The sequence below is a fragment of the Microlunatus aurantiacus genome, from assembly GCF_039536605.1.
Classification (GTDB): domain Bacteria; phylum Actinomycetota; class Actinomycetes; order Propionibacteriales; family Propionibacteriaceae; genus Microlunatus; species Microlunatus aurantiacus.
This window is the reverse complement of the sequence record NZ_BAAAYX010000002.1, coordinates 1,017,020-1,038,414: the sequence shown is the minus strand read 5'-3', so window position 1 is coordinate 1,038,414 and position 21,395 is coordinate 1,017,020. Positions and strand designations below refer to the sequence as shown.

The following is a 21,395-nucleotide window of genomic DNA, read 5'->3' as shown; positions in this document are numbered from 1 at the left end:
CGATCCGACCGCTCACTGACCGGTGCGCTCGGCCAGCCAGCGCACCGGGTCACCGCGACCGATCACCACGGCCAGCAGATCCGGGAAGAGGTCCGGCGTGCACGCGAAGGCCGGGATGCCGATCTCGGCCAGGACCGCCGCCCGGTCGTGGTCGTACGCCGGGGCTCCGGCGTCGGAGAGAGCCAGCAGCACCACCACCCGGACGCCGGCCCGGTGCAGCGCGCCGAGGCGCCGGATCAGCTCGTCACCGTCGCCGCCCTCGTAGAGATCGGTGACGAGCAGGAACACCGTCTCGGTGGGCCGGGTGACCAGCTCGGCGCAGTAGGCGACGGCGCGGTTGATGTCGGTACCGCCGCCGAGCTGGCAGCCGAACAGCACGTCGACGGGGTCCTCCAGCAGCTCGGTCAGGTCCACCACGGCCGTGTCGAAGGCCACCAGCGACGTCCGCAGCGTGCGCAGGGAGCCGAGCACCGCTCCGAACACCGAGGCGTAGACCACCGACTCCGCCATCGAGGAGGACTGGTCGATGGCGATCACCACGTCGCAGGCCAGCGCCCGAGAGCTGCGGGCGTGACCGACCAGCCGCTCCGGCACCACCGTCCGGTGCTCGGGCAGGTAGTGGTCGAGGTTGCGGCCGATGGTGGCCAGCCAGTCGATGTCGACCGTCCGGGGACGCCGGGTGCGGGCGGCGCGGTTGACCGCACCACCGACCGCCGAGCGTGTCCGCTCCCGGATGCGCTGCTCGATCTCGGCGACCACCTGGGCGACCACCGTCCGCGCCGTCTCCCTGGTGGTCTCCGGCATCACCGAGTTCAGGCCGACCAGGGTGGCGACCAGGTGGACGTCGGGCTGCACCGTGCTGAGCAGCTCGGGCTCGAGGAGCAGGGCGGTCAGGTTGAGCCGCTCGATGGCGTCGCGCTGCATCACCTGCACGACGCTGGTCGGGAAGTACGTCCGGATGTCGCCGAGCCAGCGGGCCACCTGGGGCGCTGACGCACCCAGCCCCGCGGCCCGGTCGTCGCCGGCCGGACCAGGGCGTCGCCGCGGCTGCTCCTCGTAGAGCGCGGCCAGCGTCGCGTCCATCTCGGCCTCGTCCTCACCCAGCTCGACCCCGAGACCGGCGGCCGCCGGCTCGCCGAGCAGCAGCCGCCACCGCGTCAGCCGTTCGTCGACCACCTCGTCGTCCCCGCTCACCGGTCGGACTCCGGGTGGGGATCGGCCGATGCGTCGAACGCAGCTCGACCTGAGCCAGACGCCGGCGTGTCGCCCTCGTGAGCGCAACGTCGAGCTGAGTCTGACGCGGACTCAACGTCGACCCCGCCCCGGGCGTCCTCGAGAACCCCCTCCGCGGCGGGTCGGCCGGCGCCGAGGAGGCGGTCGACCAGGGCCAGCGCAGGGCCGGCGAGCACGAGATCGTACGAGAGTTCCGCCGCCCGGATCTCCCGGCCGCTCCGGGCGGCGGCCAGCCGCTCGCCGATCAGCCGACGCTCGGGCGGGCTGAAGGTGCTGAAGGTCCGCCGGACCAGGGGCAGCACGTCGGTGAACTCGGCGTCGGTCAGCCCGGCGACCCAGCTGTCCACCAGCCCCCGCAGCTCGACGTCGTGGATCAGCAGCAGGGCTCCGTCGGCGAAGAAGCCGTCCACCCAGGCGGCCTTGTCGGCGGCGGCGGTGCCGTACGACAGCGCCCGGTGCACCCGTTGCGGACCGTCGGCGATCCGGCCGGCGTCGAACAGCACCCGGACCACCCGGCCGGCGACCTCGGTGGGCACGTCGGAACGATCGAGCAAGCCGGCCAGCACGGCGAACCAGTCGTCGCGCCGGTCGACCCCCGCGCGTGGGGTGGGTGCTCCGGCGCGGGAGGGCTCGTCCGACGCCCGGTCAGCCCCGAGTAGCCCGATGGCGTGGTGGACCCGGTCCATCCGCTGCCGCATCTGCCGGGCGGACTCGGCGTCCAGACCGGTGACCGCCGGGGTCAGCCCGGCGCAGATCCGCACCACCAGCGTGTCCGCGACCGCGGCCAGGGCGGTGGTGTCGGTGCCCCGGACGTCGCCGTAGCGGTGGGCCCGGGCCAACGCGGGCAGCGCCTCCATCAGGTGCAGCACGTCGGCGTCCAGGGCGGCCCGCTGGGCCAGCGTGGTCAGCAACCGGTCCAGTCCCTCGGGGAGCTCGGCGAGCAGGGCCCGCTCCACCGCCGCCGTCAGCTCCACGAGGCTGCCGCTGTCGGTCGTGTCGGCGAGCCGGGCCGTCGCCGCGGTCAGCACGGTCGTCCCCCAGACCGCGGCCTCGATCACCGCGAGGGCGAGCTCGGGCCGCCAGGCCGACTGCCAGGTCTCGCGGAAGGTGCCGCGGCTCTCGACCGCGCTCTCGGCGGGGGCGGCCCAGCCGAGATCCAGCACGCGCAGGCGGTGGAACAGCACCGAACGCTGGTGGTCCAGGGGCTTCCGCAGGTCCAGGTCGTGCAGCTTGACCCCGGCTTCCCGTTTGAGCCGGAGCCGGCGGCAGGTGGCCAGCAGATCGGCCTCCAGGGGCACGGTCGGCACCCCGGGGTCGACGTGCCCGGTGGCTTGGCCCACCACCAGCTCGTCGGTGACGAAGCGCAGCGCGGTCTGGTCGCCGTCGCACAGCACGGCCAGGGTGGCGTCGTTGACCTCGGTCAGGCCGGCCAGAGGACGGTTCCGCAACCCGGCGAGCGTCTCCGACAACCGGACGGCCTCGATCACCGCGGCACTCGACACGGGCAGGTCGCGCGCGCGCAGCGCGCCGGCCACGGCCGTCAGCCACCGGGCGACCGGCTGGTCCGGCGCGCTCCACAGGTGGTGGTACCAGCCGGGCGAGGCGATCCCGGCGCCGTAGCCGCTCGCCGCGGACAGCCGCTGGTGCGTCCACGGCACCCAGGTCGTGGTGATCCTGGTCTTGGGCAGCCCGCGCAGGGTGGCGTTGTCGGCGGTCGCCGGCGGCAGCGGCCAGGTGAGCACGGGGGCGTGCCAGGCGCCGCAGACCACCGCGATCCGGCGGCGTCCGGTCTTCACCGCCGCCCGGATGGTCTTGCGCATGTAGGCCTCCCGGCGGGCCTCGCTCCGCGCCTCCACCGGGTCGGTCTCCGGCAGCGCGATCCGCAGCTCGGCCATCGCCTCCAACAGGGCCGGGAAGGGCGACGGGGAGTCCCGACGGGACTCGACGACGTCGTCCCACCACCGCTCGGCGTCGTCGTAGCCGGCCGCCGCGGCCAGCGCCCCGAGCGGATCGCGTCGGACGACCCGCCGCGGCTGCCGGGCCGCCCCGGCCCCCGGCCGGTCCGCCTCCTCCGACGCGGGCTGCTCGGCTCCCTCCGGCGGCACCGGGTCCGGGTTGAGCAGGTCCGGGCTGAGCAGGTCCGGGCTGAGCAGGTCCGGGCTGGGTGGATCGACGGCGTCCGGTGCGAGCGTGTGCGCGGCGGGGAGGTCGCAGAACCCGACCGGGACCTCGTGCGCCAGCGACCAGGTCAACGCCTGCCACTCCGGCGAGAAGGTCGCGAACGGCCAGAAGGCCGCCCGCCGCGGCTCCAGGGGCGCGTACGCCAGGATCGCCACCGGCGGGTGCATGGACGGTGAAGCGGCCCAGCCGACGAGGGGGTCGGCGTCGGCCGGTCCCTCGATCAGCACCTGGTCCGGCTCGAAGGCGGTCAACGCGCCCAGCAACGACCGGGCCGAGCCGGGGCCGTGGTGGCGGATGCCGAGCACCGCGACCTCGACCGGCTCGGCGGTGCCACCGGAACCGGCCACCCTCAGGTCACCTCACGACAGGCGCTGTAGAACTCGGCCCAGCCCGGCCGGTTCCGGACGACCACCTCGAGGTACTCGATCCAGGCCACCCGGTCGCTGACCGGGTCCTTCACCACGGCGCCGACCAGACCGGCCGCCACGTCACCGGCGGTCAGCGTGCCGTCGCCGAAGTGGGTGGCCAGGGCCAGACCGCTGGTGATCACCGAGATGGCCTCGGCCGCCGACAGGGTGGCGGTCGGTGACTTCACCGCGGTCCGACCGTCGGCGGTCACCCCGGCGCGCAGCTCGCGGAACACCGTCACCACCCGCCGGATCTCCTCCTCCGCGCTGGGCGGCTCGGGCAGCTCCAGGGACCCGGCCAGCTCGGCGACCCGGGTGGTCACGATCCGGATCTCGTCCTCGACGTCGGCGGGCAGCGGCAGCACGACGGTGTTGAACCGCCGACGCAGCGCCGACGACAGGTCGTTGACGCCGCGGTCGCGGTCGTTGGCCGTGGCGATCACGTTGAAGCCCTTGACGGCCTGCACCTCCTGGCCGAGCTCGGGCACGGGCAGCGTCTTCTCCGACAGCACAGTGATCAACGCGTCCTGCACGTCGCTGGGGATCCGGGTGAGCTCCTCGATCCGAGCGATCCCGCCGGTCTCCATGGCCGTCATCACCGGTGAGGGCACGAGCGCGGCCGGGGTGGGTCCCTCGGCGAGCAGCCGGGCGTAGTTCCAGCCGTACCGGATGGCTTCCTCGGGCGTGCCCGAGGTGCCCTGGATCAGCAGCGTGGACCGGCCGGACACGGCGGCCGCCAGGTGCTCCGACACCCAGGACTTGGCGGTCCCGGGCACGCCGAGCAGCAGCAGGGCCCGGTCGGTGGCCAGGGTGGCGACCGCCACCTCCATCAGCCGGCGCGAGCCGATGTACTTCGCCGAGATCTCCGTCCCGTCGCGCAGGGTGCCGCCCACCAGGTACGTCACCACCGCCCGGGGCGACAGGCGCCAGCGCGGCGGCCGCGGGCGGTCGTCGACGGCGGCCAGGGCGACCAGCTCGTCGGCGTACGCCTCCTCGGCGTGCGGCCGCAGCCGGTCGGGCGCCACCAGCGCGCCGGTGGTCGTGGTGCCGTCAGACATGGGGGATCTCCGCCCTGGTGAAGCCGGTGGTGCCGTTGGTGAACGCGTGCTGGATGGCGGCGCGAGCGTACGCCGCCAGCTCCAGAGCCACGAACCGGTCCCGGACCGTACGGCGACGCGCCGGGGAGGCGTCGGGTGCGAGGACGTAGTACTCCCCTGCCCTGGCGATGCTCGGATAGAGCTCGAGGGGCAATGCGACCCCCAACCGGGTGGCGAAGGTGCGCGCCGGTGGCACGCCGCCGTCACCCCCGAGGACCGCGTACGCCGCGGACACCAGCTCCGGGGTCCAGGGCTGCGGGTGCGTGAGCAGCCGCTCGGGATCGGCGAGCACGTCCTCGGCCCTCAGCCGGTCGCGCGACCCCGTGGCGTTCGCCGCGGCCCGCGAGCCGGGGGTGGCGGCACCTGCCGCCGGTGGGGTCGGGACCGCTGCCGGTTGGATCGAGACCACCGCTGCGTCGGCGTCGGCGGCGAGTCGACGCCACTCCGGGTTCTGGTGGAGGAACCAGCGGCCGCGAGGCCCGATCGAGGCGGCCAGGGCCGTCCGGTCGTAGACCGTCGACCGTGCGGCCAGCCGCGCCAGCACCGTCCAGTGGAGGGACGCGACGACGTACCCGTGAGCGGCGCACACCTGCAGCCAGCAGGACACCAGGGCTGGATCGGGGGTGCGGAGCAGCTGCTGCAGCAGCAGGTCGGCGGTCTCCGGAGCCTCGGGCCGGTCCTGAGCCGGGGCCACCACCCGCGAAGGGTCGGGCGCGGCCTGATCGGCGGCCGGGTCGGGCGTCGACGGAGCAGCGGCCGCGGCGAGGCGGTCCAGGACGCGGTGGCGGGCTGCCTGGTGCAGCACCTCGGCCGGCGGGTCGGCGACGTCCAGCGGGCGGCGGTCGGTCCCCAGCAGGGCGGTGGTGACCAGCTCGGCCCACTGCGCCGGGGTGGTCACGGGCGCACTCCGTCCGGTGTCATCCGTGGAGCACCGTGCTGTACCGGCGTCCCCCGGCGTCCGGGAGGACGGCCAGCGGGAGCAGCCGGCGACCGTCGTACTCCCCCATCACCTGCAGCGGCTGTCCACCCGCCTGCGCGACCAGCGGCCACGGATCACCGTCACCGTCGACCAGCGGCACCGTGCGGCCCGACAGATCCCGGAGTCGCCAGGCGTCGCCGCTCGCCGGCGGCACCGGGACGCCGGCGACCACCACCGGGAGCCGGGTCGCCCACGGGTCGGCGGCCAGCAGGTCGGCCAGCTGTACGCCGACCGTCGCCAGGTCGTCCCCGCCCCATGACCGCGTCGCGACGATCTCGCCGGTCGTCCGGTCCGATGCTGGCGGCTCGTCCGGGTCCGGCAGCGGCGGCTCGATCAGCGCTCGGTGCTGGCCCGACCCGGGATAGAAGTGGGCGGTGCACGCGTACGTGCGACCCGGGCGGACGCTGAGATCCAGGTCGCGCCCCGGCGGCGCCACGGTGAGCCAGAGAGCCCAGCGACCGGTGTCGAGCCCTCGCAGCCAGACCCGGCGGGTGGTCAGCTGGTACTCCACGGTGTCGACGGCCGCCAGGGCCCACCACCGGTCGGTCACCCCCGGTCGGTTCCGCACCGCGTCCTTGCTCACCGGGTAGCCCACCCGGGAGCGGACGGTCGCCGCCAGCTCGTCCGGGAGGTCGTCCAGCTGCTGGTGAGCGCGTGCCAGCAGGTGCAGTCCGCCCAGGGCGTGCAGGGCTCGAGCCGGCCAGTCCGCCGTGACCAGGTCGGCCGGCAGCGCCCGGAGCGTGGCAGCGACCGCGGGTGCCTGGGCGTCGACCATCCGGGCGGCGATGGCGTCGAAGTGCCCGTAGCCCGCGCGGGGCAGCCCGGCCAGCCCGGTCCTCACCTGATCGCCGAGCCACAGCTGCAGCTCGGTCAGCCCGCCGGACACCTTCTCCCGCCGGGCCTCAGCGCGCCTGGCCGCCGCGTCCGGATCGACCGGACCGTCGCCGCGACCACCGGACCCCGCCGGATCGGTCGCGGTGTCGGTGAACGGCCGGCGCCCCACGATCCGCGCCACCCAGTCGGGTTCCTCGACCACAGCGATCTGGCCGTCCGCCGCCAGGTCCGCCAGCCCGGCCGCGTGCTTGCACGGACGGTTCCGGCTCGGGCAGCTGCACGCGGTCGTGCCGGGCCGGTCGGCGGCCACCACCGTCTCGTACGGAGTCGCCGCGCTCCCCTGACAGCGTCCCCAGGCAGCCCGTTCCGAGCGACCGAGGTCGAGCCAGCGCAGGCCGCGGCCGACCCTGGTCGGCTCGCTCACCGCCCCCGTCTGCATGCCGACAATCTAGACACCGCCACTGACGCCCCCGCGGATCTGCATCCGTACCGCCGGATCTGACTCCCCGGCGACATCCGACCAACCCGAGCCCCGTCCCCACGACCGGATCTGACTCCCCGGCGACATCCGGCCAACCCAAGCCCCGTCCCCACGACCAGATCTGACTCCCCGGCGACATCCGGCCAACCCGAGCCCCGTCCCCACGACCGGATCTGACTCCCCGGCGACATCCGGCCAACCCGAACCCCGTCCCCACGACCAGATCTGACTCCCCGGCGACATCCGGCCAACCCGAACCCCGTCCCCACGACCAGATCTGACTCCCCGGCGACATCCGACCACCCAAGCCCCGTCCCCACGACCAGATCTGACTCCCCGGCGACATCCGGTCAACCCAAGCCAGGGCCTGTACGGCCGGACCTGGCTCGCCGGTCGGATCCGATCCACCCGCCCCCGCCCCACCCACCACCGGCTCGCTGCCCCGCCCACCACGGGCTCTCTGCCCCGGAACGTGACGATGCCCCGACGGTCGACCGCCGGGGCACCTGTCCGAGAGCAGTGCGTCGTTACGACTCGCCGCCCGCGTTGCCGGTGGTACCGGCGGTCACGTCCAGCAGCCGGTACTTCTCGGCCGCCTCCTTGGGCGCGCTCGACGGCACGTCCCCGGTGGCCGCCAGCTCCTGCAGCGCCCGGACGACGATCGAGTGCACGTCGATGTGAAAGTAGCGCCGCGCCGCCGCCCGTGTGTCGGAGAAGCCGTGGTCGTCGGCGCCCAGGGTGGCGAACCGGTTCGGCAGGAACTGCCGGATCTGGTCCGGCACCGCGGACATGTAGTCGGTCGAGGCGATCACCGGCCCCTGGGCGTCGGCGAACCGACGGGTCACGTACGGCACCTGCGGCTGCTCGTCGGGGTGCAGGAAGTTGTGCTTCTCGGCGGCCAGGCCGTCGCGACGCAGCTCCACCCACGAGGTGACCGACCAGACGTCGGCACTCACCCCCCACTCCGAGCCGAGGATCATGGCGGCTTCCTGGACCCACGGCAGCGAGACGCCGGAGCCGAGCAGCTGCACCTTGGGGCCGGAGTCACCGCCGCTGCTGACCTTGTGGATGCCCTTGAGGATCCCCTCGACGTCGACGTCCTCCGGCTCGGCCGGCTGGGAGATCGGCTCGTTGTAGACCGTGACGTAGTACATCCAGTTGCGATCGGTGGAGTCCGCGCCGTACATCTGCTCGAGCCCGGCCTCGACGATGTGGGCGATCTCGTACCCGTACGCCGGGTCGTAGATCTTCATCGCCGGGTTGGTCGACGCGAGCAGCGGCGAGTGTCCGTCGGCGTGCTGCAGTCCCTCACCGGTCAACGTGGTGCGACCGGCGGTGGCGCCGATGATGAACCCGCGGGTCATCTGGTCCATGGCGGCCCACATCGCGTCACCGGTGCGCTGGAAGCCGAACATCGAGTAGAAGACGTAGACCGGGATCATCGGCTCGCCGTGGGTGGCGTAGCTGGTGCCGGCGGCGGTGAAGGCGGCCATCGAGCCCGCCTCGTTGATGCCGGTGTGCAGCAGCTGCCCGTGGGTGGACTCCTTGTAGGCCAGGAACAGCTCGCGGTCGACAGCTGTGTAATTCTGGCCCTTGGGGTTGTAGATCATCGCCGACGGGAAGAACGAGTCCATCCCGAAGGTGCGCGCCTCGTCGGGGATGATCGGCACGACCCGCTCGCCGAAGCCCTTGTCCCGCATCAGGTCGCGGAGCAGCCGGACGAAGGCCATGGTGGTGGCCGCCATCTGCTTGCCGGAGCCCTTCTTCGCCACCGCGTACAGCTTGGTGTCGGGCAGGGCCACCTGCTTCGGGCTGTTCCGCCGCTCGGGCACCCAGCCGCCGAGCTTGCGGCGGCGCTCGAGCATGTACTGGATCTCCTCCGAGTCCGCGCCCGGGTGGTAGTAGGGCACGTCGTAGGCGTCCGACTCGATCTGCTCGTCGGTGACCGGGATGTGCATCAGGTCGCGGAACGTCTTGAGGTCGTCCTGCTTGAGCTTCTTCATCTGGTGGGTGGCGTTGCGGGCCTCGAAGTTGTGCCCGAGCCCGTAGCCCTTCACCGTCTGCGCCAGCACGACCGTCGGTCGACCGTTGCGCACGGTGGCGGCGTGGTAAGCGGCGTACACCTTGGCGTAGTCGTGCCCACCGCGCTTCATGTTCCAGATCTGGTCGTCGGTCATGTCCTTGACCATGAGCTTGGTGGCGGTGCTCTTGGAGAAGAAGTTGTCCCGGATGTAGCCGCCGGACTCGCCCTTGTAGGTCTGGAAGTCGCCGTCCGGGGTCTCGTTCATGATCCGCACCAGGTCGCCGGTGGTGTCGCCGGCGAAGAGCGGGTCCCACTCGCGGCCCCACAGCACCTTGATCACGTCCCAGCCGGCGCCTCGGAAGAACGCCTCCAGCTCCTGGACGATCTTGCCGTTGCCGCGGACCGGGCCGTCCAGCCGCTGCAGGTTGCAGTTGATCACGAAGGTCAGGTTGTCCAGACCGTCGTTGGCGGCCAGCTGCAGCAGACCGCGCGACTCGGGCTCGTCCATCTCGCCGTCACCGAGGAACGCCCACACGTGCTGGTCGGAGGTGTCCTTGATGCCGCGGTTGCGCAGGTAGCGGTTGAACTGCGCCTGGTAGATCGCGTTCATCGGGCCGATGCCCATCGACACCGTCGGGAACTGCCAGAAGTCCGGCATCAGCCGCGGGTGCGGGTACGACGACAACCCGTGCGGCGCCTTGGACTTCTCCTGCCGGAACCCGTTGAGATCCTCCTCGGTGAGCCGGCCCTCGAGGTAGGCGCGGGCGTACATGCCCGGCGAGGCGTGCCCCTGGAAGAACACCTGGTCGCCACCGCTGGGGTGGTCGGGACCGCGGAAGAAGTGGTTCAGACCGACCTCGTAGAGGGTGGCCGCTCCGGCGTAGGTGGAGATGTGACCGCCGACCCCGATGTCGGACCGCTGCGCCCTGTGCACCAGGACGGCCGCGTTCCAGCGGATCAGGCTGCGGTAACGGCGCTCGATCTCTTCGTTCCCGGCGAACTCCGGCTCCTCCGACACCGGGATGGTGTTGATGTAGTCGGTGACCAGGGGGGAGGAACCCGACGAGGCGGCGACACCGGCCTTGTCGTTCAGCGACTCCAGGATCTGGCGAGCCCGGTCACGGCCGCGCGCCTTAACCAGGTCCTCGTAGGACTCCAGCCACTCGGCGGTCTCCTCCGGATCGACGTCCTTGCTGTTGTCCACGCTCATCGGTGGTGCGTTCCCTTCCTCTCGTGGGCCCGGGGTGACGGGCAGTCCTTCGCGGGTCCGGGCACCTGACAGGTGCCCGCGACCCGGTCGTGACCTGAGTCGAGCCTAGTGGTTGCGGTCGCGGGTCCGTCAGGGGCCGCAACCCACCCGGGGAGGGCACCGGGCCGGATCCGGCCCGGCCGCCGGGGAGCCCGGCGGTGCCGGTCAGTGCTCGCCGTCGCTCCGACCGACCTTGACGTCGACCACCGAGCCGTTGTCGTCGCGGACCTGGACTGGTCTGCCGTCGGCGTCCACGATCCGCCCGTCGACGATCCGGTCGCCCTCCTGCAGGTTCCCGTACGACTTCACGTCGCTCAGGTCGATGAACCGGTCGGCGGCCACGAAGACCGACGAGCCGGGCTTCTGCCGGGCGAAGGTGAGGTGGTTGAAGAACAGGTTCAACAAGACGGCCATGATGGCGGCCGAGCTGATGCCCGAGTGGAAGATGGTGCCGAACCACGTCGGGAACTCGTCGTAGAACGTCGGGGCGGCGATCGGGATCAGCCCGGCGCCGATGGAGGCCGCCACGATGATCAGGTTCATGTTGCCCTTGTAGTCCACCTTGGCCAGCGTGCGGATGCCGGAGGCCGCGACCGTGCCGAACAGCACGATGCCGGCGCCGCCGAGGACCGGGGTCGGCACCGCCGCGACCACCCGACCCAGGATCGGCAGCAGCCCGAGGACGACCAGGATGACTCCGCCGGCGGTGACCACGAACCGGCTCTTGACCCCGGTGATGGCGACCAGACCGACGTTCTGGGCGAACGCGCTCTGGGTGAAGCCGTTGAACACCGGGGAGATGATCGAGGCGCCCATGTCGGCCCGCAGACCGTTGCCGATCCGCTTCCGGTCGACGTCGGTGCCGACGATCTCACCGACCGCCAGGATGTCGGCGGTGGTCTCGGTCAAGATCACCAGCACGACGATGGTCATGGACAGCACACCGGCCACGGTGAACACCGGCGTCCCGAAGGCGAACGGCGTGGGGAACGCGACGACCGGGCCGTTGCCCACGTTGCCCCAGTTCGCCATCCCGACCACCGTGGCGGCCACGGTGCCGACCACGATCGCCAGCAGGATCGAGAGCCGGGAGATGGCCGGCACGTTGGCCCGGCTGAGCACCAGGACCACGAGCAGGGTGAAACCGGCCAGCGTGATGTTGGCCACCGAGCCGTACGACTCCAGCTTGTTGTTGCCCCCCATCGCCCAGTTGGCCGCCACCGGCATCAGCGACAGTCCGATGGTGGTGATCACCACCCCGGTGACCACCGGCGGGAAGAAGCGGATGATCCGGGCGAAGAACGGGGTGATCAGCAAGCCGATCAGCGCCGAGCCCATCACCGACCCGAACACGGCCGGCATCCCGCCGCCCTGGGTGGCGATCGCCACCAGGGTGGCGACGCTGGCGAACGAGGTGCCCTGGACCAACGGCAGCTGCGAACCGAACCACGGGATGCCGACGGACTGCAGGATAGTGGCCAGCCCGCCGATGAACAGGCAGCAGGCCACCAGCAGACCCAGCTCCGGCGCCGGGACACCGGCCGCGGCGCCGACGATCAGGGGCGGGGCGATGATCCCGCCGTACATGGTGAGGACGTGCTGGGCACCGAAGCCCAGGCTCTTGCCGACGCCCAGGAACTCGTCCTCGGGTCGCTTCGACGCGACCGGCGTGACCGCTGCGCTCATGATCCCGCCGCTCAGCAGAATCCGGCGACGCCGACCCACGCCGCACTGGCGTCGGTGGCATCGGCACGCTGGACGGTGGCCTCGATCAGACCGTACGGGCGGTCGGCGGCGTAGAAGACCTCGTTGGGGTTCTCCAGACCGAAGGGGGAGAGGTCCACCACGAAGTGGTGCTTGTTCGGGCAGGAGAACTTGATCTCGTCGACCTCGGGATGAGCGGCCAGCACCGCCTCGGCCATCTGGTAGAGGGTCTGCTGCAGAGCCGCGGAGTATCCCTGGGTGAAGGTGTCCAGGATGATCGCCCTGATGTCGGCGTAGGCGGCGTTGTAGTCCACGTCGCCGGTGTTGTAGCGCCACCGGGTGGCGATGTCGGTCGCCAGGATCCGGTCGTTCGTCTCCTTGAGCGTCGTGTAGCGATCCTTCGGGTAGCCCTCGAAGCCGGACTCGGTCGACTTGAGGACCGTCAGACCGTGGAAGCCGGCGATCACCGTGTCGGTCTCGCCGTCGCGGACGACGACGGCGGTCCGGGTCTCGGCGTTGGTCCGGTAGAACGAGTGATCATGGTCGTTGATCCGGGCCCAGGTGTACTGCTCGGCAGCCCAGCGCCCACCGGTGACCCAGTCGAAGTCGCCGGTGAAGTGCTCGGCCAGCCTGAGCAGGAACGACTCCGGTGAGCCGACCCCGTCCAAGGCGTACGCGAAGATCGTGTTCTTCTGGGTGTCGGTCGCGACCACGTGGCTGTTGTCGCCCTCGAGGTGCGCGGCGGCGAAGTCACCGCGCAGCTGCGAGGTGACGTTCAGGTCCTCGATCTCGTGCCGGGGGTTGTCGCGGGTGATCCGGACGACCCGGTTCTCCGCCTTGCCGTACTGGTTGTGGGTGAGCACGACGTCGCTCATGATCATGACTTCCTTGTCTGTTGGGCTGGGTGTCGTGAGCCGCGGGTCCAGGTCCGCGGCGGCGGGTCAGGACCCGCGGTAGGTCGAGTACGCGAACGGGCTGAGCAGCAGCGGCACGTGGTAGTGCGCCTGACCGGCGACGACGGTGAAGTCGATCACCACCCGGGGGTAGAAGGTGGCCTGGCCGCGGCCGGCGAAGTAGGTCCCGGTGCCGAACTCGATCCGGTAGTCACCGGCCTCGAGCAGCTCGGGCCCGAGCTCGGGGACGCGCCCGTCCCCGTTGGTGGTCGCGGTGGCGATCGCCGCGTCGCCGTCGAGCAGCGTGATGGTGACACCTGCGGCCGGGGTGCCGGCGGTGGCGTCGAGGACGTGGGCGGTCACGTAGCTCATGACGTCTCTCATTTCCATCAAGTGGAATAGAACTTCCGATATACGTAGTCTGAGCCACGCCTCGGCGGTTGTCAACTGGAACGGTTCCAGGTTTCGGTGACGGTCCCGTGACGGCCGCAGACGGCGCCGCAGCCCGCCGGGTCGACGGCGATCAGGCCTCGGTCTGCCCCGGCAGCTCGTCGAGACGCCGGTACGTCATGCTCCCGTAGCGCAGCACGTCGTCGTCGCCCACGACGACCCGTTCGCCGAGGGAGCCGTAGCCGTTGCCCTCCACGATCCGGTACCCGTACGCCGTCGGCTCGAGCACGTCCGACCCTTCCAGCGGGTCCCAGCCCGGCAGCTGGAGGGGTCGTACCCGACCGCCCACCACGCCGAGGTCGATGGCCGCCCACAGGTTGCCCCAGCGACCCAGGCCCCGTCGGGCCGGACCGTCGGCGGTCGGCTCAGCCGGGTGCTCGCGAGCGTCGTCGAGCAGGGTCAGGATGCCGGTCGCCAAGGACGAGGCCGGACCGTCGATGGCGTTGGTCATCACCGACACCACCAGGCCGGTCTCGGGGTCCAGCAGCGTGCGGGACGAGTGGCCGGGGTAGCCGCCGCCGTGCCCGGTCATCCGGTGATCCTCGACGCTCTCCCCGGCCATCCCGAGTCCGTACCAGGCCCCCTCGGGCTTCCGCTGGTCGGAGAGGTTGGCCCGCCGCTGCATCAGCCGCTTGGAGCGGTCGCTGAGCAGTCGCCCGTCGCCGAAGGCGTGGGCACCGAAGTAGCTGACGAGATCCTCGGCGGTGGAGCTGAAGCCCGTGGCGGCATCGAGGGCCGCGGTGTCGACCGACGCGATCGGCCGGCGGCGGGTCGCGGTGTGCAGCCCGCTGTGGCCGGTGGCGTAGTCGCCGGCCCGGTCCGGTCGGTAGCAGGCGGACGTGGCGGTCAGACCCAGGGGCACGACGACGAGCTCGCTCATCGCGTCCACGTACGAGGTCCGGGTGACCGCCTCGATCACCAGACCGAGCAGGCCGTAGCCCAGGTTGCTGTAGGAGAACCGCTCCCCCGGCTCCGACTTCGGCGGGACGCGCGCCATGTCCAGCAGCTCGACCCGGTCCGGGAACGGCCGCTGCCCCTGCCAGAAGTCGCCGTCCAGTCCGTCGCGCAGGGCCCCGCTGGTGTGCTCGAGCAGCTCGCGGACGACGGCCCGGCCGATCGGGTCGTCGGCGAGCTCGGGGACCAGGTCCCCGAGCCGGTCCTCCAGCCGGAGCCGGTCCTGCTCGACCAGTCGGAGCACCGCGGTGGCGGTGAACGTCTTGGAGTGGGACGCGATCCGGAAGAGGTGGTCGGTCCGCAGCGGGATGGCCCGGTCGACGTCGGCCAGGCCGTACGCCCGGGAGAGCTCGATCCGACCGTGTCGCCCGATCGCCACCTGAGCGCCGGGTAGCCGGCTGTGCCAGACCCGGTAGGCCACCCAGCGGTCGATGGTCTCGAGGGTCTCGGTCAGGTCGGCATCGTCGGCGAGGGTCATGGGATCACCTTGCCAGTCGCTCCCCGAGGGGCACCTGCGCAGGACACAATGAGGCCGGTGAGCGACGAGGAGCACGACCTGCACGGTCACGAGCTCGCCCTGTACGGCCACGAGCTCGATCCGGGACTCCGCGCGGTCCTGACCGCGCCGCTGCCGACCGAGGCGGTGACCTGGGTGGAGGACACCGTGGGCGCGCGGGTGGTCGACCAGCGCCCCCTGCTCGGCGGGACGTCGTCGGCGCTGCACCTGCTGACCACCACGGCGACCCCGCCGCAGGACCGGCTGGTGCTCCGGCGCTACGTTTTGGACTGGGTGCTCGAGGAGGCCGACGTCCCGGCCAACGAGGCGCTCGCGCTGCGCCTGGTCGGCACAGACACCTTCGGGGTGCCGGCCCCCCGGCTGCTGGCCCACGACCCGGACGGGCGCGCGCTGGGGGTGCCGCTGACGTTGATGACCGCGCTGCCGGGCGCGCCGGTCTGGCAACCCTGGGACCGGACGGCCTGGCTGCGGGCGCTCGCGGCCCTGGCGGTGCGGATCCACGCGGCGCCGGTGTCACCCGAGCTCGGGGACTGGGCGCCCTATCCGCCGCACGCCCGCACCGCCCCCACCTGGAGCCGCCACCCCGACGCCTGGCTGACCGCGTACGCGCTGTGGGACGGGCCGGTCCCGGCCAGTCGGCGCGTCTTCCTGCACCGCGACTTCCATCCGGGCAACCTGCTGTGGACCGGCGAGCGACTCACCGGGGTGGTCGACTGGGTGTCGGCCTGCGCCGGTCCGCCCGAGGAGGACATCGGCCACTGCCGGGCGAACCTCGCGATCCGTCTCGGTCAGGACTGGGCCGACGAGTTCCTCACCCACTGGCAGGAGCTGAGCGGCACCCGGGACTACCACGCGTACTGGGACCTGACCAACGTCGTGTCGTTCGACCACGCTCTGGAGGAGCCGGGCCTGGACGCGTTCGTCGCCGCGGCAGCGGCGCGGCTCCGCTAGTCCTCACTCGCTGTTCCCTGCGCGCTCAGGACTCTGCCTTCCTTCCTCACTCGCTGTTCCCTGCGCGCTCAGGACTCTGCCTCCCTCCCGCCCGCGCAGACGACGAGCGTGTCTGCTCACTCGGTCGTCCAGGCAGAGCCGCGCTCCGCTCATGGCCGCGCGCGAGGGCTACACGAACTGTCGTGACAGCACGGCGTGCCGGTTCACGTCCTTGTAGAGCAGGTAGCGGAAGCGTCCGGGTCCGCCGGCGTAGCAGGCCTGAGGGCAGAAGGCGCGCAACCACATGAAGTCGCCCTCCTGCACCTCCACCCAGTCCTGGTTGAGCCGGTAGACCGCCTTGCCCTCCAGCACGTAGAGGCCGTGCTCCATCACGTGCGTCTCGGCGAACGGGATCACCCCACCCGGCTCGAAGTTGACGATCGTGACGTGCATGTCGTGCCGCAGGTCGGCCGGGTCGACGAAGCGCGTGGTCGACCACCGGCCCTCGGTGCCGGGCATCACGCCGGGCTCCACGTCGCGCTCGTGCCGCACCAGGACCGGTGGCACGTCCAGCCCGTCGACCCGCTGGTAGGTCTTGCGGATCCAGTGGAACCGGCCCGCCACCTCGGAGGTGTTGTGCAGCGTCCAGTCCGTCGACGGCGGCAGGTAGGCGTAGCTGCCCGGCTCCAGCCGGTGCCGGTCACCGTCGGTGGTGAGCTCCAGGTGACCCTCGACCACGAACAGCACGCCCTCGGCGCCGGCGTCCTGCTCGGGCCGGTCGCTGCCACCGCCGGGTGAGACCTCGACGATGTACTGCGAGAACGTCTCGGCGAACCCGGACAGCGGACGGGCGAGGACCCACAACCGGGTGCCCTCCCAGAACGGCAGGAAGCTGGTGACGATGTCGCGCATCACCCCCCGCGGGATGACGGCGTAAGACTCGGTGAACATGGCCCGGTCGGTGAGCAGATCGGTCTGCGGCGGGTGTCCTCCGTACGGCGCGTAGTAGCCGCTCGCGGTCGATCCGAGGTCGGCCGGGACTGACGTGGTGCTGGACACGAGATCACTTCCTTGGTTCTCGAAGGTGGTGGAGGCTGCGAAGACCCGCCGGGCGTGGCCGGCGAGCATGATCAGGACCGGACGGCGACCGCCACGTTCTCGGTGTCGGACTTCGGCCGGGCCAGCTGCTCCAGGCGGCCGGCATCCAGACCGACCGCGCCGAGCAGCTCGGCGTCGCCGACCGCCCCGCAGGCGAAGCCCCGGTAGAGGTAGCGGGCCAGCGCCCGGGCGGTGGCCGGTTCGTCGAGGACCCCGCCGCCCGCCTTGGTCAGGTAGGCGTGCAGCCGGCCGGCCGCGCGCTCGAAACCCTCACGGTAGAAGGTGATGTTGGCGATGAAGCGCGTCGGCAGCTGGGCGGGGTGCAGGTCCCAGCCCTGGTAGATGGCTCGCTCGAGCGAGCGCCGGACCAGCCGGTGGTGCAGTCCCCACGCCGCCTGGATCTGGTCGTCGGAGCCGACCGGGAGGATGTTGGTGGAGCCGTCCGACAGGTGCACGCCGGTGCCGGCGACCGCGGCCTGCATCACGTCCTTGGCGTGGTCGGCGACCGGGTGCTCCATCGACTGGTACTCCGCCGACACCTGCAGGGACGCGCTGTAGTCGTACGTGCCGTAGTGCAGCGAGGTGACCCGCCCCTGACCGGCGTGCAGGGCGGCGGCGACCGGAGCCGTGCCGTCCGCGCCGAGGATGAGCTGCGGCGTCTCCACCTGGATCTCGAAGCCCAGCCGACCGGCCGGCAGCCCGGCCGCGGTCTCGTACGCCTCGCAGGCGGCGACCATCGCCTCGACCTGACTGACCGTGCTGACCTTCGGGAAGGTGATCACCAACCCGTCGGGCAGTGCGCCCGTGCGGTCCAGAAGCGTGCTCAGGAACAGATCCAGCGTGCGCACACCGCGACGCCGGGTCGGCTCCTCGAAGCACTTGAAGCGCAACCCGACGAAGGCCGGGGCTGCACCGGCCGCCAACGCGTCGGCCAGTCGTCCGGCGACCGCGACCGCGTCGGTGTCCTCGACCTCGTCGACACGGGTCCCGTACCCGTCCTCGAAGTCCAGCCGCAGGTCCTCGATCGGCTCGGCGGCCAGCTTGGCCTCGGCCCGGGCGGCTACCGCCTCGACCAGGTGGTCGGCGACCCCGACCGTACGGCACAGGGCCGCCCAGCCACCCTGCGCGGCCACCAGGGCTGCCGCCTCGGCGCCCCACCGCTGCGGCAGGTCGACGGTGTAACGGTCGGCCGGTACGTACACGGTGTGCACCGGCTGCCGCCGACCGTCCTCGCCCGGGTAGGCCCGGTCGAGGAAGGCGTCGGTGTCGGCGAGTCGGGCGTCGAGGTCGGCCAGCACCTGCTCGTCCAGGCGCGGCCCCCCCGACGCGGTCAGCACGCTCACTTGATCAGCTCGTACGCCGGCAGGGTCAAGAAGTCGGTGAAGTCGTCCGACAGCACCTGATCGGCGATCAGGTCCTTGGCCGGCAGGTAGAAGCGCTCGAACTGCTCGGCCGGAACCTGCTTGCGCAGCTTCTCGACCTCCTCGTCGAGGACCCGGGCGACCAGCTCCTTTGTCACCGTCTCACCGGTGTCAGCCAGCACGACCTCGTTGCGGATCTGCTGCCACACCTGGGAGCGAGAGATCTCGGCGGTGGCGGCGTCCTCCATCAGGTTGTGGATGCCCACCGCGCCGTTGCCGGACAACCAGACCGCGGTGTACGCGACGGCGACCTCGAGGTTGCCGCGGAGCCCGACCTCGGTGTTGCTGCCCGTGGCCGAGGAGACGTCCAGCAGCTGCGCCGGGGTGACCTCGACCTCGGGCCGCTGACGGTCGATCTGGTTGGGCTTGTCGCCGAGTACCCCGTCGAACACCTCGCGGCACACGGGCACCAGATCGGGGTGGGCGACCCAGGAGCCGTCGAAGCCGTCGCCGGCCTCGCGGGTCTTGTCGGCGTTCACCTTGGCGAAGGCCACCTTGTTGATCTCAGCGTCCTTGCGGCTGGGGATGAAGGCGGCCATCCCGCCCATGGCGAACGCACCGCGCTTGTGGCAGGTCTTCACCAGCAGCTCGGTGTAGGCGCGCATGAAGGGCGCTGTCATGGTGATGTCGGCGCGGTCCACCAGGACGAACTCCGGGCCGGCGTCGCGGAAGTACTTGATGATGCTGAACAGGTAGTCCCAGCGTCCGGCGTTCAGACCCGACGCGTGATCGCGCAGCTCGTAGAGGATCTCCTCCATCTCGAACGCCGCCGGGATGGTCTCGATCAGCACGGTGGCGCGGACGGTCCCGTACGCGATCCCCAGCTCGGCCTCGGCGAAGGTGAAGACGTCGTTCCACAGCCGGGCCTCGAGGTGACTCTCCATCTTGGGCAGGTAGTAGTACGGCCCCTGGCCGTTGTCGATGAGCTGCTGGGCGATGTGGAAGAAGTGCAGACCGAAGTCGACCAGGGCACCCACACCGACGGAGCCGTCGACGATCACGTGCGCTTCGGGAAGGTGCCAGCCGCGCGGTCGGGCGACCACCACGGCGAGCGGCGCGTCGGTGCGGAGCGCGTACTTCTTGCCGTCCGCTTGGGTGAATGACAGCGTCCCGCGGGCGGCGTCGCGGAGGTTGAGGATGGCGTCGACCACGTTGCCCCAGGTCGGGGAGCTGGCGTCCTCGAGATCGGCCAGCCAGACCTTGGCGCCGGAGTTGAGCGCGTTGATCGCCATCTTGGCCGGGCTGGCCGGACCGGTCATCTCGACCCGGCGGTCCTGCAGCGCCGGCGGGGCCGGGGCGACCTGCCAGTCGCCGGCGCGGACGTCCGCGGTCGCGGGCAGGAAGTCCAGCGACTTCGAGGCCGCGGCGGCCTCGCGCTTGCCGGCGCGTGCCGCGAGCAGCTCGTCGCGACGTCCGGCGAAGTTCTGGTGCAGCTTCTCCAAGAAGGCGAGGGCCTCGTCGGTGAGGATCTCCTCGGCCCGGTCGAGGGGATGGCGGTCGGTGATCTCGATGCTCATGGTGTCTCTCGTGGTCGTGGTGCGGTCAGGAGTGGGCCTGCTGGACGACCGCCTCGGCGACCGCAGGAGCGACCCGAGCATCGAAGACGCTCGGCACGATGTAGCTGGGGTTCAGCTCGTCCTCCGACACGCAGTTGGCGATCGCCTCGGCGGCGGCCACCAACATCGGCGTGGTGATGTCCGAGGCTGCCGCGTCGAGCAGACCGCGGAAGAGCCCGGGGAAGGCGAGCACGTTGTTGATCTGGTTCGGGAAGTCGCTGCGGCCGGTGGCGACCACGGCGGCGTGCTTGGCGGCCTCGTTCGGCAGGATCTCCGGGTCGGGGTTGGCCAGGGCCAGCACGATCGCCCCCGGGGCCATGGTCGCGACCTGCTCGGCCCCGAACAGGTTCGGTCCGGAGACCCCGATGAACACGTCGGACCCGACCAGCGCCTCGTGCAGGGTGCCGGAGAAGCCTTCGGCGTTGGTGTTCTCGGCGATCCACGTCCGGTGCTCGTCGGTATAGGTCTGCCCACCGTGGATCGCGCCGGAGCGGGCCACCCCGACGATGTGCTCGGCGCCCTGGGCCTGCAGCAGCTGGATGATCGCGCTGCCCGCCGCACCGACACCGGAGACGACGATCTTGACCTCGCCCATCTTCTTGTCCACCACGCGCAAAGCGTTGATCAGCGCGGCGAGCACGACGATGGCCGTGCCGTGCTGGTCGTCGTGGAACACCGGGATGTCCAGCTCGTCCCGCAGCCGGCGCTCGATCTCGAAGCAGCGGGGAGCCGAGATGTCCTCCAGGTTGACGCCCCCGTAGACCGGGGCCAGCGCCTTGACGATGCTGATGATCTCCTCGGTGTCCTTGGTGTCCAGGCAGACCGGCCAGGCGTCGACACCGGCGAACTGCTTGAACAGGGCGGCCTTGCCCTCCATCACCGGCAGAGCCGCGGCGGGGCCGATGTCGCCCAGACCGAGCACCGCAGTGCCGTCGGTGACCACGGCCACGGTGTTGCGCTTGATGGTGAGCCGACGGGCGTCCTCGGGGTTGGCGGCGATGGCCAGGCAGACCCGCGCGACGCCCGGGGTGTAGGCCCGGGAGAGGTCGTCGCGGTTCTTCAGGGGGACCTTGGGCTCGACGGACAGCTTGCCGCCCAGGTGCAGCAGGAAGGTCCGGTCGCTGACCTTGCGGACCGTCGTCCCCGGACGGGCATCCAGCGCCTCGGAGATCTTCTGCGCGTGCTCCTCGTTCACCGTGTTGCAGGTGACGTCGACGACGATCACGTCGTGACTGGACTCCACGATGTCGAGCGCGGTCACCGCTGCGCCGGTCTCGGCGACCGCCGACGCGAGGTCCGTGGTCGAGCCCGCACTGGGACTGACGGCGACGCGGAGGGTGATCGAGTAACCGGGACTGGGGCTGCTGGCCATTCTGGAACTCCTCAAG

15 protein-coding genes are annotated in these 21,395 nt (G+C 71.5%); 1 reads left to right on the top strand and 14 read right to left on the bottom strand.

Annotated features, from left to right (window positions below):
• Window positions 1-12 precede the first annotated feature (12 nt).
• From ABD714_RS04930 to ABD714_RS04885, 10 genes are all read right to left on the bottom strand, one after another.
• The gene (locus ABD714_RS04930; RefSeq protein WP_344811144.1) at window positions 13-1,194 is read right to left on the bottom strand and encodes a VWA domain-containing protein; all 1,182 of its coding nucleotides are present in this window, start codon (window positions 1,192-1,194) and stop codon (window positions 13-15) included.
• Complete coding sequence (locus ABD714_RS04925) at window positions 1,191-3,761, bottom strand: DUF5682 family protein (RefSeq protein WP_344811143.1); 2,571 nt, start codon at window positions 3,759-3,761, stop codon at window positions 1,191-1,193. The genes ABD714_RS04930 and ABD714_RS04925 overlap by 4 nt, the downstream gene beginning before the upstream one ends.
• A gap of 2 nt (window positions 3,762-3,763) precedes the next feature.
• Window positions 3,764-4,879: an ATP-binding protein gene (locus ABD714_RS04920; RefSeq protein WP_344811142.1), complete on the bottom strand. Its 1,116-nt coding sequence runs from the start codon at window positions 4,877-4,879 to the stop codon at window positions 3,764-3,766.
• Entirely contained in the window at window positions 4,872-5,816 is a 945-nt protein-coding gene (locus ABD714_RS04915; protein WP_344811141.1) for a DUF5691 domain-containing protein, read from the bottom strand. Before ABD714_RS04915 ends, ABD714_RS04920 begins: the two co-directional genes overlap by 8 nt.
• A gap of 19 nt (window positions 5,817-5,835) precedes the next feature.
• Window positions 5,836-7,170, bottom strand: coding sequence for an SWIM zinc finger family protein (locus tag ABD714_RS04910; RefSeq protein ID WP_344811140.1), 1,335 nt, complete (start codon window positions 7,168-7,170; stop codon window positions 5,836-5,838).
• Window positions 7,171-7,739: 569 nt separating this feature from the next.
• A complete protein-coding gene (gene aceE, locus ABD714_RS04905; protein ID WP_344811139.1) occupies window positions 7,740-10,445 on the bottom strand; it encodes a pyruvate dehydrogenase (acetyl-transferring), homodimeric type in 2,706 nt (901 codons plus the stop codon).
• A 204-nt stretch (window positions 10,446-10,649) separates the two neighbouring features.
• The gene (locus tag ABD714_RS04900) at window positions 10,650-12,170 is read right to left on the bottom strand and encodes a nucleobase:cation symporter-2 family protein (protein WP_344811138.1); all 1,521 of its coding nucleotides are present in this window, start codon (window positions 12,168-12,170) and stop codon (window positions 10,650-10,652) included.
• Window positions 12,171-12,181: 11 nt separating this feature from the next.
• Complete coding sequence (pucL, locus tag ABD714_RS04895) at window positions 12,182-13,063, bottom strand: factor-independent urate hydroxylase (RefSeq protein WP_344811137.1); 882 nt, start codon at window positions 13,061-13,063, stop codon at window positions 12,182-12,184.
• A 66-nt stretch (window positions 13,064-13,129) separates the two neighbouring features.
• Entirely contained in the window at window positions 13,130-13,453 is a 324-nt protein-coding gene (gene uraH, locus ABD714_RS04890) for a hydroxyisourate hydrolase (protein WP_344811136.1), read from the bottom strand.
• A gap of 151 nt (window positions 13,454-13,604) precedes the next feature.
• Window positions 13,605-14,963, bottom strand: coding sequence for a serine hydrolase domain-containing protein (locus tag ABD714_RS04885; protein ID WP_344811135.1), 1,359 nt, complete (start codon window positions 14,961-14,963; stop codon window positions 13,605-13,607).
• 57 nt (window positions 14,964-15,020) lie between these two features.
• On the opposite strand from ABD714_RS04885, the gene ABD714_RS04880 reads away from it, so the two are divergent.
• Window positions 15,021-15,953 carry a phosphotransferase family protein gene (locus ABD714_RS04880; RefSeq protein WP_344811134.1) on the top strand — a complete coding sequence of 311 codons (933 nt, stop codon included), beginning with the start codon at window positions 15,021-15,023 and terminating at the stop codon, window positions 15,951-15,953.
• A 168-nt stretch (window positions 15,954-16,121) separates the two neighbouring features.
• On the opposite strand, the gene ABD714_RS04875 is transcribed toward ABD714_RS04880, so the two are convergent.
• From ABD714_RS04875 to ABD714_RS04860, 4 genes are read right to left on the bottom strand one after another with little or no spacing between them, the layout of a single operon-like run.
• Window positions 16,122-17,060 (bottom strand): bifunctional allantoicase/(S)-ureidoglycine aminohydrolase, encoded by a 939-nt coding sequence (locus ABD714_RS04875; protein ID WP_344811133.1) that lies wholly within the window; start codon window positions 17,058-17,060, stop codon window positions 16,122-16,124.
• Between the two features lie 2 nt (window positions 17,061-17,062).
• Window positions 17,063-18,373, bottom strand: a complete 1,311-nt coding sequence (locus ABD714_RS04870) for a DUF6986 family protein (RefSeq protein ID WP_344811132.1) — start codon at window positions 18,371-18,373, stop codon at window positions 17,063-17,065.
• On the bottom strand, window positions 18,370-19,968 hold the full coding sequence (gene aceB, locus ABD714_RS04865) for a malate synthase A (RefSeq protein ID WP_344811131.1): 1,599 nt from the start codon (window positions 19,966-19,968) through the stop codon (window positions 18,370-18,372). Before aceB ends, ABD714_RS04870 begins: the two co-directional genes overlap by 4 nt.
• Before the next feature lie 25 nt (window positions 19,969-19,993).
• Window positions 19,994-21,379 (bottom strand): NAD-dependent malic enzyme, encoded by a 1,386-nt coding sequence (locus ABD714_RS04860; protein WP_344811130.1) that lies wholly within the window; start codon window positions 21,377-21,379, stop codon window positions 19,994-19,996.
• Window positions 21,380-21,395 lie beyond the last annotated feature (16 nt).

Excerpts from the sequence above, each read along its gene's own strand:
- ABD714_RS04900 (WP_344811138.1), bottom strand. The coding sequence starts at position 12,170 with ATGAGCGCAGCGGTCACGCCGGTCGCGTCGAAGCGACCCGAGGACGAG.
- ABD714_RS04910 (WP_344811140.1), bottom strand. The coding sequence starts at position 7,170 with ATGCAGACGGGGGCGGTGAGCGAGCCGACCAGGGTCGGCCGCGGCCTG.
- ABD714_RS04920 (WP_344811142.1), bottom strand. The coding sequence starts at position 4,879 with ATGTCTGACGGCACCACGACCACCGGCGCGCTGGTGGCGCCCGACCGG.
- aceB (WP_344811131.1), bottom strand. The coding sequence starts at position 19,968 with ATGAGCATCGAGATCACCGACCGCCATCCCCTCGACCGGGCCGAGGAG.
- ABD714_RS04860 (WP_344811130.1), bottom strand. The coding sequence starts at position 21,379 with ATGGCCAGCAGCCCCAGTCCCGGTTACTCGATCACCCTCCGCGTCGCC.
- ABD714_RS04875 (WP_344811133.1), bottom strand. The coding sequence starts at position 17,060 with ATGCTCGCCGGCCACGCCCGGCGGGTCTTCGCAGCCTCCACCACCTTC.
- uraH (WP_344811136.1), bottom strand. The coding sequence starts at position 13,453 with ATGAGCTACGTGACCGCCCACGTCCTCGACGCCACCGCCGGCACCCCG.
- aceE (WP_344811139.1), bottom strand. The coding sequence starts at position 10,445 with ATGAGCGTGGACAACAGCAAGGACGTCGATCCGGAGGAGACCGCCGAG.
- pucL (WP_344811137.1), bottom strand. The coding sequence starts at position 13,063 with ATGAGCGACGTCGTGCTCACCCACAACCAGTACGGCAAGGCGGAGAAC.
- ABD714_RS04885 (WP_344811135.1), bottom strand. The coding sequence starts at position 14,963 with ATGACCCTCGCCGACGATGCCGACCTGACCGAGACCCTCGAGACCATC.